The following is a 12,050-nucleotide window of genomic DNA, read 5'->3' on the forward strand; positions in this document are numbered from 1 at the left end:
GCGCCGGGAACGGCCGGAATGGCCGCCGTTGCGTATAAACTGGCAGGTATTGGCGCGGTCCGGGCATCAGGACCGCGCGTGGAGGCAAGACGAGCATGGCAACCAACCCCGAAGTCGAAATCAGCAAGAGTGTCCTGATGGACATCGCCGCCACCACCCTGGACGGCATCGAAGGCACCGAGATCGCCGCCGCCAGCCTCAAGGTCGGCGAGGTGCTGCGCAACCAGAACCCCGGCCGCAAGGCCCGCGCGCTGCGCGTCACCCGCGAAGGCAACGACGTGACCGTGGATATCGGCCTGAACGTCGAATTCGGCCGCAGCCTGATCGGCCTGAGCGAACAGGCCCAGCGGGCCGTGCGCGAGAACATCGAACTCATGACCGGCCTGAAGGTCCGGGCCGTGAACGTCAGCGTGCAGAACGTCTGCCTGCCCAAAGGCAGCCCCGCATGACCCGCCGCCGCGAGAAGGCCGCCGCGCCGGTCGGCACCCGCCGCGCCGCCCGTGAATTCGCGTTCCGGGTGCTGTTCGAGGCCGACCGGGGCGACCTGCCCATGCAGAGCGTGTTCACCCGCGCCGAGGGCGCCATGCGCAGCGGTGACGACACCTTCCCGGCCCTCAGCGAGGACGCCCTGGTGTTCGCGCAGGAACTCGTGCGCGGCATCAGCGCCGCCCGCCCGGACATCGACGCGACCCTGCGCCGCACCATCCGCGGCTGGAGCTTCGACCAGATGGCCCAGACCGACCTGAACATCCTGCGGCTGGCCACCTTCGAGATGATGTACACCGGCGAGCCTCACCCGCCGGTCATCGAGAGTGCCGTGCGAATCGCCCGCAAATTCGGCGGCGACGACTCTGGCCGCTTCGTGAACGGCGTGCTGGCCGGCCTGAGCCGCTCCATGCCCAGGGGAGCGGGCGACACCCGGACCCCGGAGGCCCAGACCGCCCCGGCCCGCACAGAGGCGGAAGCGGAAGCGCCGCTGCCCGACGGAGAGCCCGGGTGACCGGTAGCCGGGCCCCCGCCCGGACCCTGGCCGGCCCGCCCGCCGCCGCCGACCTGCTCGCCCGCGCCGCCGCCCTGGCCGCCACGCTGCCCGTCACGCCCGCCATCGCGTTCATCCGGGTGGGTGACGACCCCGCCAGTGAAAGTTACGTGCGCGGCAAGGCGAAGAAAGCCGCCGAGCTTGGGTTGCACAGCTGTGTGCACGCCCTCCCGGCCGACACCACCCAGGCCGACCTGCACGCCCTGATCGGCACCCTGAACGCCGATCACAGCGTGCACGGCGTGCTGCTGCAACTCCCCCTGCCTGCCCACCTGAACGCCGACGCCGCCCTGACCCACATCGACCCCCGCAAGGACGTGGACGGCCTGCACCCGGTCAACGCTGGCCTGCTGTGGCAGGGACAGCCGGGCCTGCGCCCCTGCACGCCCGCCGGGGTGATGGCCCTGCTGGACCACTACCGCCTTCCGGTGGCCGGGCAGCACGCCGTGATCGTGGGCCGCAGCGCCCTGGTCGGGCGGCCCCTGGCAGGCCTGCTACTGAACGCCGACGCGACCGTCACCGTCGCCCACCGCGCCACGCCGGACCTGGGCGACGTGACCCGCCGCGCCGACCTGCTGATCGTCGCGGCCGGACAGGCGCACCTGATCACGCCGGACATGGTGCGCCCCGGCGCGACCGTCATCGACGTGGGCATCAACCGCGTGCCCGGCGAGGACGGCAAGGCCCGCCTGACCGGCGACGTCCACCCGGACGTGGCGGGCGTGGCCGGGGCACTCACGCCCGTGCCGGGCGGCGTGGGCCCCATGACCGTCGCGCAACTGATGATGAACACCGTCCAGGCCGCCCAGAACCAGACAGTGCAAATGTCGGCAGCCCACGCGCAGGCAGACCAGTCGAACGGAGCGAGCGGTGACGTCCCTCGCTGAATGGAGCGTGAGATGAACTCCCTCGCTGACCTGATCGGCAACCGCTGGCTGTGGGTCGCCGTGCTCAGCAGCACCGGCGCGCAGGTCATGAAGGTCCTGCTGATCCTGCTGATCGAACGCCGCTGGCGACCCGCCGCGTTCATGGAGACCGGCGGCATGCCCAGCAGCCACAGCGCCATGGTCGCCGCCCTCACCACCGGCGTCGGCATCACCGAGGGCCTGGGCAGCCCGCTGTTCGCCGCGAGCGCCGTGTTCGCCCTGATCGTCATGTACGACGCGACCGGCGTGCGCCACAGCAGCGGCCAGCAGGCCCGCCTGCTGAACGACCTGGTCGACGAACTGCGCGCCGTGGTCCGCGAGGGCTTCGCGCCGCTGCCCCTGCGCGTCCTGATGGGCCACACCTACCTCGAAGTGCTGGTCGGTACCCTGATCGGCATCGCCGCCGGATTCATCGCCTTCGGCGGCCAGAGCGCCTGAACGCCACGGGGAACAGGTGAGGGACGGGCCCCGCGGGAGGCCCGTCCCTCTTTCTGCCTATGTCGTGATGGTTGTGATGGTTACACGGCGTTGCTGCGCAGGGTGCTGTCCAGCAGGGCGTCCAGCCGCTCGCGCGTGAAGGGACGCTTGCCTTCCAGCAGCGTGCCGCCGCTCCCGGCATGCAGGTGCCAGTGCTTGCTGCCGCCCATCAGGCGCAGCGACACGCCTTTCAGGTCCACGTGGCGCGGGCTGACGGCCGCGATCAGCAGCGGCTGCCCGCCCACGCCCACGCTGACGCTCATGACGGTGGTGGGCAGGTCGTAGGGGCGTTCCATGCGGTAGATGTAGTCCGGGAAGTCCGCGACCTTCTCGAACGACAGACCACGCGCCACCGCGCTGCCTTCCAGCCAGCCCAGAAGCGTGACCCACTGCGTGTACAGCGCCGAATCATCTGCATGTGACATGTGACACGAGCATACTCCACGCGGCCCGCGCCCGTCAGCCCACCCGCCCCTCTGGCCGCCGTCAGCCGAGCAGGACGCGCCCCCCGCTGGCGTCCAGCGTGACGTGCCCGCCGCGCAACACCTCGCCCGTCACGGCGTCCCGCCACTCGCCGTCCGGCAGGGACAGCGTGACCTCGTGCGCGCCGGGGCGGCGGCTGGCGATCACGGCGGCCCGCTCTGTGCGCCCGTCCGCGTGGGTGTACTCGCGCAGGAACGCCACGGCGTCCTCCTCGGCATGCAGGAAGCGCAGGCCGCCGCGTTGCAGCGCCCGCGAGCCCCGGCGCACGGCGATCAGGGCCTTCATGCGGCCGCGCAGGTCCGTGTCCCACTGCGACTCGTCCCACGGCATCGACTCGCGGCACCAGGGCATCGAGCCGTCACGGGACTGCGTCACGCCCACCTCGCTGCCGTAGTACGTGCAGGGCACGCCCACGTAGCCCATCAGCAGCGTCACACCCGCCAGGAACCGCGTGCGGTCGTTACCCAGGCGGTACAGGGCGCGCGGAATGTCGTGCGATTCCAGCACGTTGAACATGCTCAGGGCCACCTGGGAGGGCAGCGCGTGGTACGCGTCCCACAGGATCTCCACGAGTTCCTCGCCGCCCAGCGCGCTGGGTTCGAAGGTCATGTTCGCCCGCGCCAGCCACTGCATGACCGGCAGGCCGAACCCGTGGTAGTTCATGCTGCCGTCCTCGCCCTGCCCGTCCAGCGCGTGCTCGGGATCGTAGAAACGCTCGCCGAACACGAACGCGTCGGGGCGTTCCTCGCGGGCGGCGCGTTTCAGGGTGCGGTGCAGCGGCAGGTTGTCCTCGTCGGTGCCGCCCGCGCCGATCATGTGCGCCACGTCCAGTCGCCAGCCGGCCGCGCCGCGCCGCAGCCAGTGGCGCACGACGCTCTCCTCGCCGCTGAAGAACTCGTGGACGGCCGCCCCGTTGCGGTAATCGATCTTCGGGAGGGTCGGCACGTCGAAGAACGCGTGGTACGGCAGTTTGCCCGGCTCGTCCCGCCACGTGAACATGGCGCGTTCCGGGGCGTCCTCGGCGTCCAGTGCCGCGCGGAACAGGGCGTTCTCGTTGCCGACGTGGTTGAACACGCCGTCCAGCACGATCTTCACGCCCGCCTGCCCGGCCGCCTGCACCAGCTCGTCCCAGGCCTGATCACCGCCCAGGTGCGGGTCGACGTGCCGGTAGTCGGTGATGTCGTAGCGGTGGTTGCTGGGTGACACGAAGATCGGCGTGAGCCACAGCCCCGTCACGCCCAGGTCCGTCAGGTACGGCAGCGCCTGCGTGACCCCGTTCAGGTCCCCGCCGTAATGCCCGTGAATATCCCCCCAGCTGTCGATGGGCGTGGACCACTCGACCTGCTCGACCACGCGGTCCCCGTACACGTACTCGCCGGTCTGCACGTCGTTGCTGGGATCGCCGTTGCGGAAACGGTCCGGGAAGATCTGGTAGAACACGCTCTCCCAGGCCCACTCGGGCGCCGTGTGATCGGTCAGGTACGTGAACCACGAGCGGAAGCCCCGGCGCGTGCGGTGCAGGCCCAGCGCCGTCAGGTGCAGGTGATCGTTCGTGAAGTTCAGCTGCCAGGAGTACCGCACGCGGCCCTCGTGAACCGGCAGGTCCGCCTCGAACCAGCGGCCCGGCGCGTCCCCGAGCGGCGTGACCTCACGCGCCGGGACGGACTCGATCTCACCGACCCGCACGAACTTCAGGTGCACGGCCGTGACACTCAGGGTCGTGCGGACCCGCACGCGCACCGAGCTGCCCAGCGGCGCCCCCAGCGTCTCGGTGTAGGCGGGCGTGTGGTCGTGCTGGGTGGACAGAAGTGGAAAGACGGACATGTAAACCTCCGGAAACGGAACCAGTCGGGAAGAACTAGTCGGGAAAGGGAAGGGGGAGAAGCGGAAAGCGGGGCTCCCGCGCGGGCGGCGCAGCAGAAAGGCCGCCGGGCACGGTCTCAGCGCACCCTGCGTTCAGCAGTGCGGCCAAGGTCGTGCCCGGCGGGCAAGCGTTGCCTTTGAACTTTGCGCCACAGTCTGAAGCTCCCCGCCCCCCGCGGTCAAGTGGGAGCGGGGGCGGGCTGTCGCAGGTGGGCGTAACGCTGCTTCCTGACCATCCCGCATGGCGCCGCGTACACTGGGCGGCATGAAGCGTCGCCAGACCGTCAGCGTCAACGTGGGAGGGGTCATGGTGGGCAGCGCCCACCCGGTCGTCGTGCAGTCCATGACGAACACCGACACCGCCAACGCCGAAGCCACCGCCATCCAGATCGCGCAACTCGTCCGGGCGGGCAGCGAGATCGTGCGCGTCACCGTCAACACCCGCGAGGCCGCCGCCGCCATCCCCGACATCGTCGCCCGCCTGAAAGAAGTCGGGATCGAGGTCCCCATCGTCGGGGACTTCCACTACAACGGCCACATCCTGCTGCGCGAATTCCCGGAAACGGCTAGGGCGCTCGCCAAGTACCGCATCAACCCCGGCAACGTCGGGGCCGGACAGCACCACGACGCGAACTTCGCCACCATGATCGAGGTCGCCAAAGAGTTCGATAAACCCGTCCGGATCGGCGTGAACTGGGGCAGCCTGGACCAGCAGGTCCTGGCCCGCCTGATGGACGAGAACACTGCCGCCGGCAGCCCCAAGACCGGCACGGACGTCATGATCGACGCGATGGTCGTCTCCGCGCTGGAAAGTGCCGCCTACGCCGAATCCCTCGGCCTCGCACACGACAAAATTCTGATCAGCGTGAAGGTCAGCTCCGCCCCGGAACTCTGGCAGGTGTACCGCCAGCTGGCCCCACTGTGCGACTACCCCCTGCACCTCGGCCTGACCGAGGCCGGCATGGGCATGAAAGGCATCGTCGCCAGCAGCGCCGCCCTCGCGCCCCTGCTGATCGACGGCATCGGGGACACCATCCGCGTCAGCCTCACCCCGGAACCCGGCGCGAGCCGCAAACTGGAAGTCGAGGTCGCCCAGCAGATCCTCCAGAGCCTCGGCATCCGGCAGTTCCTCCCGCAGGTCACCTCCTGCCCCGGCTGCGGCCGCACCACCAGCGTCTTCTTCCAGGAACTCGCGCAGAAGATCCAGGACTACATCCGCGACACCATGCCCGACTGGAAAACCAGATACCCCGGCGTGGAAGACATGCAGGTGGCCGTCATGGGCTGCATCGTGAACGGCCCCGGCGAGAGCAAACACGCCAACATCGGCATCTCCCTGCCCGGCACCGGCGAGGACCCCCGCGCGCCCGTCTACCAGGACGGCAAACTCCTGACCACCCTGCGCGGCCCCCGCATCGCCGAGGACTTCCAGGAACTGCTGGAAAAATACGTCGAGCAGCGCTACGGACGCAGCGAGGCCCCCGCATGAGCGCCTGGGGAGTCGGCCCCTTCCAGAACGAGGCGGCCGCCGAGTACGCCGCCGAGATCGTGCAGGACGGCGCCTACGCCCTGGCGGAAGCCTTCGACGTGGCGCTGGACCCCGACAACGACTACCTGGAAGCTGAGGAAGGCCACCGCGCCGTCGCCGCTGCCGAGACGCTGGCCGCCGTCCTGACCGGCGACACGGCTGCCCTGACCGACGCCGCCCTGCGCGCCTGGGTGCAGAACACCGACGCCGCCGAGGTGGCCCACCTGCGCGGGCACGCCCTGGAAGCCCTGGAACGCGTCCTCGGCCCCGGCAGCGAACTCCCGGACCTCTGGGAGGACAGTGACGACGCCGACGCTTGGCAGGGCGACATCCAGCGCCTGCGCGCCGCGCTGAGCTGAAGACGCAGGGCTGACGATGGAGGGCTGAACGTGGAACCGGGCGTGCTGCCGTGGCTGCGGGACGACCTGACCCGCGCGGACGCGCACGCCCCGGCGCGCCTGACCGCCGACCTGCACCGCTGCGCCCGCGAATTCGGCTGGGCGCTGACCGGCGGGCTTCACCTCGATCCCCTGACGGGCGTGCGGGGTCAGACCCTCCGGCCTGCGGCGGGCGGGGCAGCGGTGAGGCTGCTGGCAGACACCGACTGGCCGCTGCTGGCGTTCACGGACGCCACGCATCCGGGGCTGACCTTCGCGCCCTACCTGAATCCGCCCGGCCTGACCGCGTGGTGGCAGGCGCGCGGCTGGCTCGTGCCGGACGCCGCGTGGCTGAACGGACAGCCCGACCGCGCCGACCTCGACCGCCTGACACCCGGCGCAGCGAAGGGCGCGCGGCACCTGGGTTGGACGCGCGGCGAACTGCTGTTCCGGTACTGGTGACGCTCAGGCGTTTGCCGGTTGCCGTCCCCGCCAGTGGTCGAGGAGTTGCCGCCCGTCGCTGGGCGTGCCTGCGCCCATGCCCATCCAGACGGGGTAGCGGACGGGCATAGCGGTCACGAGGGCCTGAAGTCCGGCGAACACGGCCAGCGCCTGCCCGAACAGACCGGTCAGGTCGCCTCCACCGCGCCACAGCAGCGCGCCCAGGGCGCACAGCGCGGCGGAGCTGAGCGGCCCGAGGGCAATGGCCCACGCCCAGGTGGTCGGGGTCATGTTCGCGTGATCCCAGTGGGCGCGGCCTATCCAGAACGGGTACGGGCGCACGTCCACCGCGATCCGCCCCACCCGGAACCGCGCCACGGACCGGCCCCCATCCACCCCGAGCTGCACGCGCACGCCGGACGCCCCGGCCCGCAGCGGCAGCAGCACATGCGCGCACTCGTGCGCCGTGACGGCCAGCAGCCCGGCCAGCAGGTACATCAGGAGCATCGTCAGATCGAAGGTGACCACGGTGGGGAGTACGCGGCGCGGCCCCGCCCGGTTTCACCCGGTGGGCGACCCGTCCTGCCGGGCGTAGTTGCGCGTGAACATCAGGTTGCCTCGCCGCATCCCCAGTGCCTCGTAGTACGGGACGAGGTTGTCGTCGCAGCCGAGGTCCACGGCGTACAGGTGCCGCAGTTCGGCCTGCATGCGGGTCATCAGGGCGCGGCCCACGCCCCGGCCCTGCCACTCGGGCAGAACTTCCAGCAGCGGAATGTACGCGGTCAGCACGCCGTCGCTGACAGCCTGCACGAAGCCGATGACCTGCCCGTCATGCACGGCGAGAACGACCCGGTACGATCCGGTCAGCAGGCTCAGGAACGTCTCGGGCGTGGGCGGGTTGGGCCAGTTCACGAAGAAGCCCTGCAACTGCCCCGGCGTGACGCCGTCCAGGGTGGTGTGCAGGGTGTAGGCGGAGGATGTGGGTTCGGTGGTCACCGGCGCAGTCTGTCAGAGGACGGCCGGGCGGGTGCATGCCGTTGCGGTCAGAAGCGCAGTTCCAGGCCGATGCCCGCGCCGATCTGTCCGGCGGTGCTGGCCCGCACGAACGCGCGCCATCCGGCGGGGCCGAACACGGGGCCGCGCAGGCCGGTCTCGCCGTACAGCGCAAAGCGGTTCTCGTTGCTGCCGGCGGTCAGTTGCCCGCCGACGGTGGCGAAGGCGTCCACTTTCGTCAGGGGGAGGTTCAGGTCGCGCAGGGTCACGCCGGCGGCGTAGCGGTTGTAGGTGGTGTCGGTCGTCTGCCAGGGGCGTTCGGCGCTGCCTTCCACGCCGACCGTGCCGATGAACGGGATGGGCAGCAGGGCGGTGCCGGCGTGCACGCCGTACCCGCTGGTGGTGGCGTCCACGCCGGCCCACACGGCAGCGGCGCTGGCGGGGGCGGTCAGGGTGGCGGCGAGGCTCAGGGCAGTCAGGGCGGTCAGGGTGCGGCGCATGCGTTCAGGCTAGCGGACGCCGGATGAGGATGTGCGCAGGATTGCGCGCGTTCAGGCGTTCAGGCGTTCAGGCATTCAGGCATTCAGGCATTCAGGCGCACGGCTGCCACGCTGGCCAGCATCCGGAACGTCTGGAACAGATGGAAGGCGTTGTCGCTCTCCCAGCCGACCGTCACGGCGTCGATGCGGGTGATGCCGGGCACGCGTTCGCAGGCGTCCGCGCGGGCCTGATGATCGAAACTCAGCTGCGCGGCGGCCGGGAAGCGCGTGCCGTACGGCTGGGGCGGCGAGTGCAGCGCCTGCGTTACGGCCCGGAACGCGCCGTCGCGGATGCGGCGCTGCGCCTCGCGCGGGTGCAGGTGCGTGGCCGCGAAACTGCTCAGGCCCTCCTTGACCGGCACCGTGACCACATCCCCTCCCAGTTCGGCGGTGATTTCCGTCATGGCCACGTCGTCCCCGCAGGCGAACAGCACGGGCACGCCGTAATGCCCGGCGAGCAGGGCGTTCAGGCCGTACTCGCCGGTGCTCACGCCGTTCACGCGCACGTCCCGGATGAAGCCGTTCCAGGTGTGCGCCAGCGGCCCGCGCACGCTTCCGGCCCGCGCGTGGTAGCCCACGAACAGCAGGCCCAGCACGCCGGCCTCCTGCACGCCCTGCACCATGCTCAGGGGCTTGTCGTTCCCGCTGGTGAAGCGCACCCCGTCCGGCAGCAGTTCCGGAATCAGGTTGCGCATGGTGTCGTGGCTGTCGTTCACGAGGACGTCGGTCGCTCCGGCGTCCAGCGCGCCCTGCGCGGCGGCGGCTGCCTCCAGGGTCATGCGTTCGCGCGCCCGCTCGTACTCGGCGCCGCTGACCAGCCCACCGAACTCGGGCGGACTGACCTGCACCCAGCTGGAAACGCCGGTCACGCCTTCCATGTCCACGCTGATCACGATTCGCCGGGCCTCTGGGCCGCCGTGCTGGTCACTCATGGGGGTCAGGGTACCGTGACGCGCGGCAGGGAAGGGCACGGCCGGGCCGTGTTAGCCTCATGCGTTATGAGCCGCGTTTCCCTGAAATCCGCCCGAGAGATCGAAGCCATGCGCCGCGCCGGGGCGCTCGTCGCGGAAACGTTCCGCGTGCTGGAGCCGCACGTGAAGCCCGGCGTCACCCTGAAAGAACTCGACACCCTGGCCGAGGAACACATCCGCCGCGCCGGCGCCACGCCTGCCTACCTGGGCTACGGCCCGAAGAACAATCCCTTCCCCGGCACCATCTGCGCCAGCGTGAACGAGGTCATCTGCCACGGCATTCCCGACGGGCGCGTGCTGCAGGACGGCGACGTGGTCGGCGTGGACATCGGCGTGCTGATGAACGGCGTGTACGGCGACGCCTGCTACACCTACACGGTCGGGCAGGTCAGCGCCGAGGTGCAGGGCCTCGTGGACACCACCCGCGAGTGCCTGAAAGCGGGGCTGGACGTCATCCGCCCGAACGCCCGCACCGGCGACATCGGGCACGCCATCCAGACGCTCGCCGAGGCGCGGGGGTACAGCGTCGTTCGCGAGTACACCGGGCACGGCATCGGCAAACGCCTGCACGAGGAACCCACCATCTACCACTGGGGCGCGCGCTACACCGGCCTGAAACTCCAGCCGGGCATGGTGTTCACGGTGGAACCCATGATCAACCTGGGCCGCCCCGAGACGCGCCTGCAGGCCGACGGCTGGACCGTCACCACCGCCGACGGGCAGCCCAGCGCGCAGTTCGAGCACACCCTGGTCGTCACCGACAAGGGCTACGAGATCCTCACGCTGTAACGGTCCATGGACACGACCCGCCCGAACGCCCCGAAATTCCCACGCGGCGGCCTGCGCGCCCCGCCGCCCGGCCCGCTGGAAAGCGAGACCGTGTACCGGGGTCTGGCGCTGGAAGGCGACCTGACCGGCGCAGAGGCCCTGAACGCCGTGACCTTCCAGGGCTGCGTGTTCCGGCGGGTGAACCTGACCGGCGTCCACTGGCGCGCCGTGCGCCTCACCGACGTGCGCTTCGAGGGCTGCGACCTGAGCGGCGCACGACTGGAAGACGCGGCGCTGGAACGCGTGCAGTTCACGGACTGCCGCCTGCTGGGCGTGCAGGCCGCCCACGCTCGCCTGCGGCACGTGCTCCTGACCCGCGTGGTCGCCCCCCTGAGCGTGTGGGTGAAGGCCGACGCGGCCCACCTGCGCCTGGACAGCTGCGACCTGACCGAGGCCGCATTCATGGACGCCGACCTGCCCGGCCTGATCCTCCGGGCGTGCCGCCTGCCCCGCACGGACCTGCGCGGCGCGCGGCTGGCTGGGGCCGACCTGCGTTCCAGCGACCTGCGTGGCCTGCGCGTCACGCCCCGCGAACTGGAGGGCGTGACCGTGGACGCCGCGCAACTGCCGGACCTCGCCCACCTGCTGGGCGTCCGGGTGGGGGAGAGCCTCCCGGACCCGGATGCCCTTCCCTGAACACCGGTTCGCGTCAGTGCCGGACTACCGCGACGGTCAGTTGAACGGGCAACTGCTGCGCACGTCCGAGTAGGTGGTGCCGACCGCCGGGGCCGGGCACAGGAACGGGCTGTAGCGCAGGTCGTTGTCCACGAAGCGTTTGAGCCACGCCACGCTGGCCCGCGCGATGGGCGTGTTCGACGTGTTCGGCGCGAAGTGGCTGGCGCCGCGCAGTTCCAGGTACGTGCGGGGCAGCGTGGCCGCCAGGCTGGTGTAGAACGGCACCGAGTGAGAGGCGACCGGCGCGACCGTGTCGGACTGCGCGCCGATGATCAGGGTGGGCGTGCGCAGTTCCGGCCAGGTCTTGTCGGTGTTCCAGGGAGTCAGGGCCACGGCGGCCTTCAGGGCGGGGTTGGTCTTGGCGGCTTCCAGGCTGCCGCCGCCGCCCATGCTGTGGCCCATCACGGCCAGCCGGTTCGGGTCGATGCGGCTGCGCACGTCGCTGCTGCCGGTCAGGTACCGCAGCGCCGCCAGGAGTTGCGTGCCGCGCGAGGACGGCTGGTCGTAGATGCTGTTCGTGTCGATGATGAACACCACGAACCCCTGCGAGGCGAGGCGCGGCCCCAGCCACGACAGGCTGCTCTGCGTGGCGGTGTAGCCGGGCGACATGGCCACCGCGCCGAAGGTGCCGTCGGTGGTGGTCGTGGGGTAGTAGATGGTGCCGCCCCCGAATCCGCTGACCCGGTAGCGGGACACGCTGGTCGAGGTGGTGGCGTACGGCCCGCGCGTCGCTTCCAGGCTGGCGGTGGTCGGGGCGGGGCCACGCTCGAACGGGTTGAGCGCCAGCGTGGTCACGGGCTGTTCCTGCGAGGCCGTGCTGGGCGGTTGCTGCACGCCTGTGCAGGCAGCCAGGAGGACGGTCAGTGCGAGGCCGACAGTTAAGTTTTTCATTCCAGGTCAGTCTGTCTGA

Annotated in this window: 16 protein-coding genes; 9 read left to right on the top strand and 7 right to left on the bottom strand. The window is 70.7% G+C overall.

Annotation, left to right across the window (positions count from 1 at the left end; genetic code table 11):
* The first annotated feature begins 95 nt into the window (after window positions 1–95).
* Genes BXU09_RS13510 through BXU09_RS13525 form a run of 4 tightly spaced genes read left to right on the top strand, consistent with a single transcriptional unit; the run spans window position 96 to window position 2,403 of the window.
* On the top strand, window positions 96–449 hold the full coding sequence (locus tag BXU09_RS13510; protein WP_055362702.1) for an Asp23/Gls24 family envelope stress response protein: 354 nt from the start codon (window positions 96–98) through the stop codon (window positions 447–449).
* Window positions 446–1,000 carry a transcription antitermination factor NusB gene (gene nusB, locus BXU09_RS13515; RefSeq protein ID WP_078304086.1) on the top strand — a complete coding sequence of 185 codons (555 nt, stop codon included), beginning with the start codon at window positions 446–448 and terminating at the stop codon, window positions 998–1,000. Before BXU09_RS13510 ends, nusB begins: the two co-directional genes overlap by 4 nt.
* Window positions 997–1,926 carry a tetrahydrofolate dehydrogenase/cyclohydrolase catalytic domain-containing protein gene (locus BXU09_RS13520; RefSeq protein WP_078304090.1) on the top strand — a complete coding sequence of 310 codons (930 nt, stop codon included), beginning with the start codon at window positions 997–999 and terminating at the stop codon, window positions 1,924–1,926. The genes nusB and BXU09_RS13520 overlap by 4 nt, the downstream gene beginning before the upstream one ends.
* A 12-nt stretch (window positions 1,927–1,938) precedes the next feature.
* The gene (locus tag BXU09_RS13525) at window positions 1,939–2,403 is read left to right on the top strand and encodes a divergent PAP2 family protein (protein WP_078305036.1); all 465 of its coding nucleotides are present in this window, start codon (window positions 1,939–1,941) and stop codon (window positions 2,401–2,403) included.
* Between the two features lie 80 nt (window positions 2,404–2,483).
* On the opposite strand, the gene BXU09_RS13530 is transcribed toward BXU09_RS13525, so the two are convergent.
* On the bottom strand, window positions 2,484–2,867 hold the full coding sequence (locus BXU09_RS13530; RefSeq protein WP_078304093.1) for an NADH-quinone oxidoreductase subunit 15: 384 nt from the start codon (window positions 2,865–2,867) through the stop codon (window positions 2,484–2,486).
* Window positions 2,868–2,928: 61 nt separating this feature from the next.
* Window positions 2,929–4,749, bottom strand: a complete 1,821-nt coding sequence (locus BXU09_RS13535; protein ID WP_078304097.1) for an alpha-amylase family glycosyl hydrolase — start codon at window positions 4,747–4,749, stop codon at window positions 2,929–2,931.
* A gap of 304 nt (window positions 4,750–5,053) precedes the next feature.
* Between BXU09_RS13535 and ispG the strand changes: the two genes are divergently transcribed.
* The 3 genes from ispG to BXU09_RS13550 are packed head-to-tail and all read left to right on the top strand — an operon-like array spanning window position 5,054 to window position 7,155.
* Window positions 5,054–6,277, top strand: a complete 1,224-nt coding sequence (gene ispG / locus BXU09_RS13540; RefSeq protein ID WP_168174595.1) for a flavodoxin-dependent (E)-4-hydroxy-3-methylbut-2-enyl-diphosphate synthase — start codon at window positions 5,054–5,056, stop codon at window positions 6,275–6,277.
* A complete protein-coding gene (locus tag BXU09_RS13545) occupies window positions 6,274–6,675 on the top strand; it encodes a DUF4259 domain-containing protein (RefSeq protein WP_078304105.1) in 402 nt (133 codons plus the stop codon). Before ispG ends, BXU09_RS13545 begins: the two co-directional genes overlap by 4 nt.
* A 30-nt stretch (window positions 6,676–6,705) precedes the next feature.
* Entirely contained in the window at window positions 6,706–7,155 is a 450-nt protein-coding gene (locus BXU09_RS13550; protein ID WP_078304108.1) for a hypothetical protein, read from the top strand.
* 3 nt (window positions 7,156–7,158) lie between these two features.
* On the opposite strand, the gene BXU09_RS13555 is transcribed toward BXU09_RS13550, so the two are convergent.
* The 4 genes from BXU09_RS13555 to BXU09_RS13570 all read right to left on the bottom strand — a co-directional run bounded on the left by BXU09_RS13555 (window position 7,159) and on the right by BXU09_RS13570 (window position 9,598).
* Window positions 7,159–7,662: a hypothetical protein gene (locus tag BXU09_RS13555; protein WP_078304111.1), complete on the bottom strand. Its 504-nt coding sequence runs from the start codon at window positions 7,660–7,662 to the stop codon at window positions 7,159–7,161.
* A gap of 33 nt (window positions 7,663–7,695) precedes the next feature.
* A complete protein-coding gene (locus BXU09_RS13560; protein WP_240501249.1) occupies window positions 7,696–8,130 on the bottom strand; it encodes a GNAT family N-acetyltransferase in 435 nt (144 codons plus the stop codon).
* A gap of 47 nt (window positions 8,131–8,177) precedes the next feature.
* On the bottom strand, window positions 8,178–8,627 hold the full coding sequence (locus BXU09_RS13565) for a hypothetical protein (protein WP_078304115.1): 450 nt from the start codon (window positions 8,625–8,627) through the stop codon (window positions 8,178–8,180).
* A gap of 83 nt (window positions 8,628–8,710) precedes the next feature.
* A complete protein-coding gene (locus tag BXU09_RS13570) occupies window positions 8,711–9,598 on the bottom strand; it encodes a M55 family metallopeptidase (RefSeq protein WP_078304119.1) in 888 nt (295 codons plus the stop codon).
* A 66-nt stretch (window positions 9,599–9,664) separates the two neighbouring features.
* Between BXU09_RS13570 and map the strand changes: the two genes are divergently transcribed.
* Both map and BXU09_RS13580 read left to right on the top strand, forming a co-directional pair.
* Window positions 9,665–10,426: a type I methionyl aminopeptidase gene (map, locus tag BXU09_RS13575; RefSeq protein ID WP_078304122.1), complete on the top strand. Its 762-nt coding sequence runs from the start codon at window positions 9,665–9,667 to the stop codon at window positions 10,424–10,426.
* 6 nt (window positions 10,427–10,432) lie between these two features.
* Window positions 10,433–11,101, top strand: coding sequence for a pentapeptide repeat-containing protein (locus tag BXU09_RS13580; protein ID WP_078304123.1), 669 nt, complete (start codon window positions 10,433–10,435; stop codon window positions 11,099–11,101).
* A 36-nt stretch (window positions 11,102–11,137) separates the two neighbouring features.
* Here the strand turns inward: BXU09_RS13580 and BXU09_RS13585 are convergent, their stop codons facing one another.
* On the bottom strand, window positions 11,138–12,031 hold the full coding sequence (locus BXU09_RS13585) for an alpha/beta hydrolase (protein WP_078304126.1): 894 nt from the start codon (window positions 12,029–12,031) through the stop codon (window positions 11,138–11,140).
* Window positions 12,032–12,050: the final 19 nt, after the last annotated feature.

The sequence above is a fragment of the Deinococcus sp. LM3 genome (assembly GCF_002017875.1).
Lineage (GTDB): Bacteria > Deinococcota > Deinococci > Deinococcales > Deinococcaceae > Deinococcus.

Bases quoted from the DNA above. Each gene is read 5' to 3' on its own strand.
- nusB (WP_078304086.1), top strand. From the start codon at position 446: ATGACCCGCCGCCGCGAGAAGGCCGCCGCGCCGGTCGGCACCCGCCGC.
- BXU09_RS13570 (WP_078304119.1), bottom strand. From the start codon at position 9,598: ATGAGTGACCAGCACGGCGGCCCAGAGGCCCGGCGAATCGTGATCAGC.
- ispG (WP_168174595.1), top strand. From the start codon at position 5,054: ATGAAGCGTCGCCAGACCGTCAGCGTCAACGTGGGAGGGGTCATGGTG.
- BXU09_RS13530 (WP_078304093.1), bottom strand. From the start codon at position 2,867: ATGTCACATGCAGATGATTCGGCGCTGTACACGCAGTGGGTCACGCTT.
- BXU09_RS13535 (WP_078304097.1), bottom strand. From the start codon at position 4,749: ATGTCCGTCTTTCCACTTCTGTCCACCCAGCACGACCACACGCCCGCC.
- BXU09_RS13580 (WP_078304123.1), top strand. From the start codon at position 10,433: ATGGACACGACCCGCCCGAACGCCCCGAAATTCCCACGCGGCGGCCTG.
- BXU09_RS13585 (WP_078304126.1), bottom strand. From the start codon at position 12,031: ATGAAAAACTTAACTGTCGGCCTCGCACTGACCGTCCTCCTGGCTGCC.
- map (WP_078304122.1), top strand. From the start codon at position 9,665: ATGAGCCGCGTTTCCCTGAAATCCGCCCGAGAGATCGAAGCCATGCGC.
- BXU09_RS13525 (WP_078305036.1), top strand. From the start codon at position 1,939: ATGAACTCCCTCGCTGACCTGATCGGCAACCGCTGGCTGTGGGTCGCC.
- BXU09_RS13565 (WP_078304115.1), bottom strand. From the start codon at position 8,627: ATGCGCCGCACCCTGACCGCCCTGACTGCCCTGAGCCTCGCCGCCACC.
- BXU09_RS13545 (WP_078304105.1), top strand. From the start codon at position 6,274: ATGAGCGCCTGGGGAGTCGGCCCCTTCCAGAACGAGGCGGCCGCCGAG.
- BXU09_RS13510 (WP_055362702.1), top strand. From the start codon at position 96: ATGGCAACCAACCCCGAAGTCGAAATCAGCAAGAGTGTCCTGATGGAC.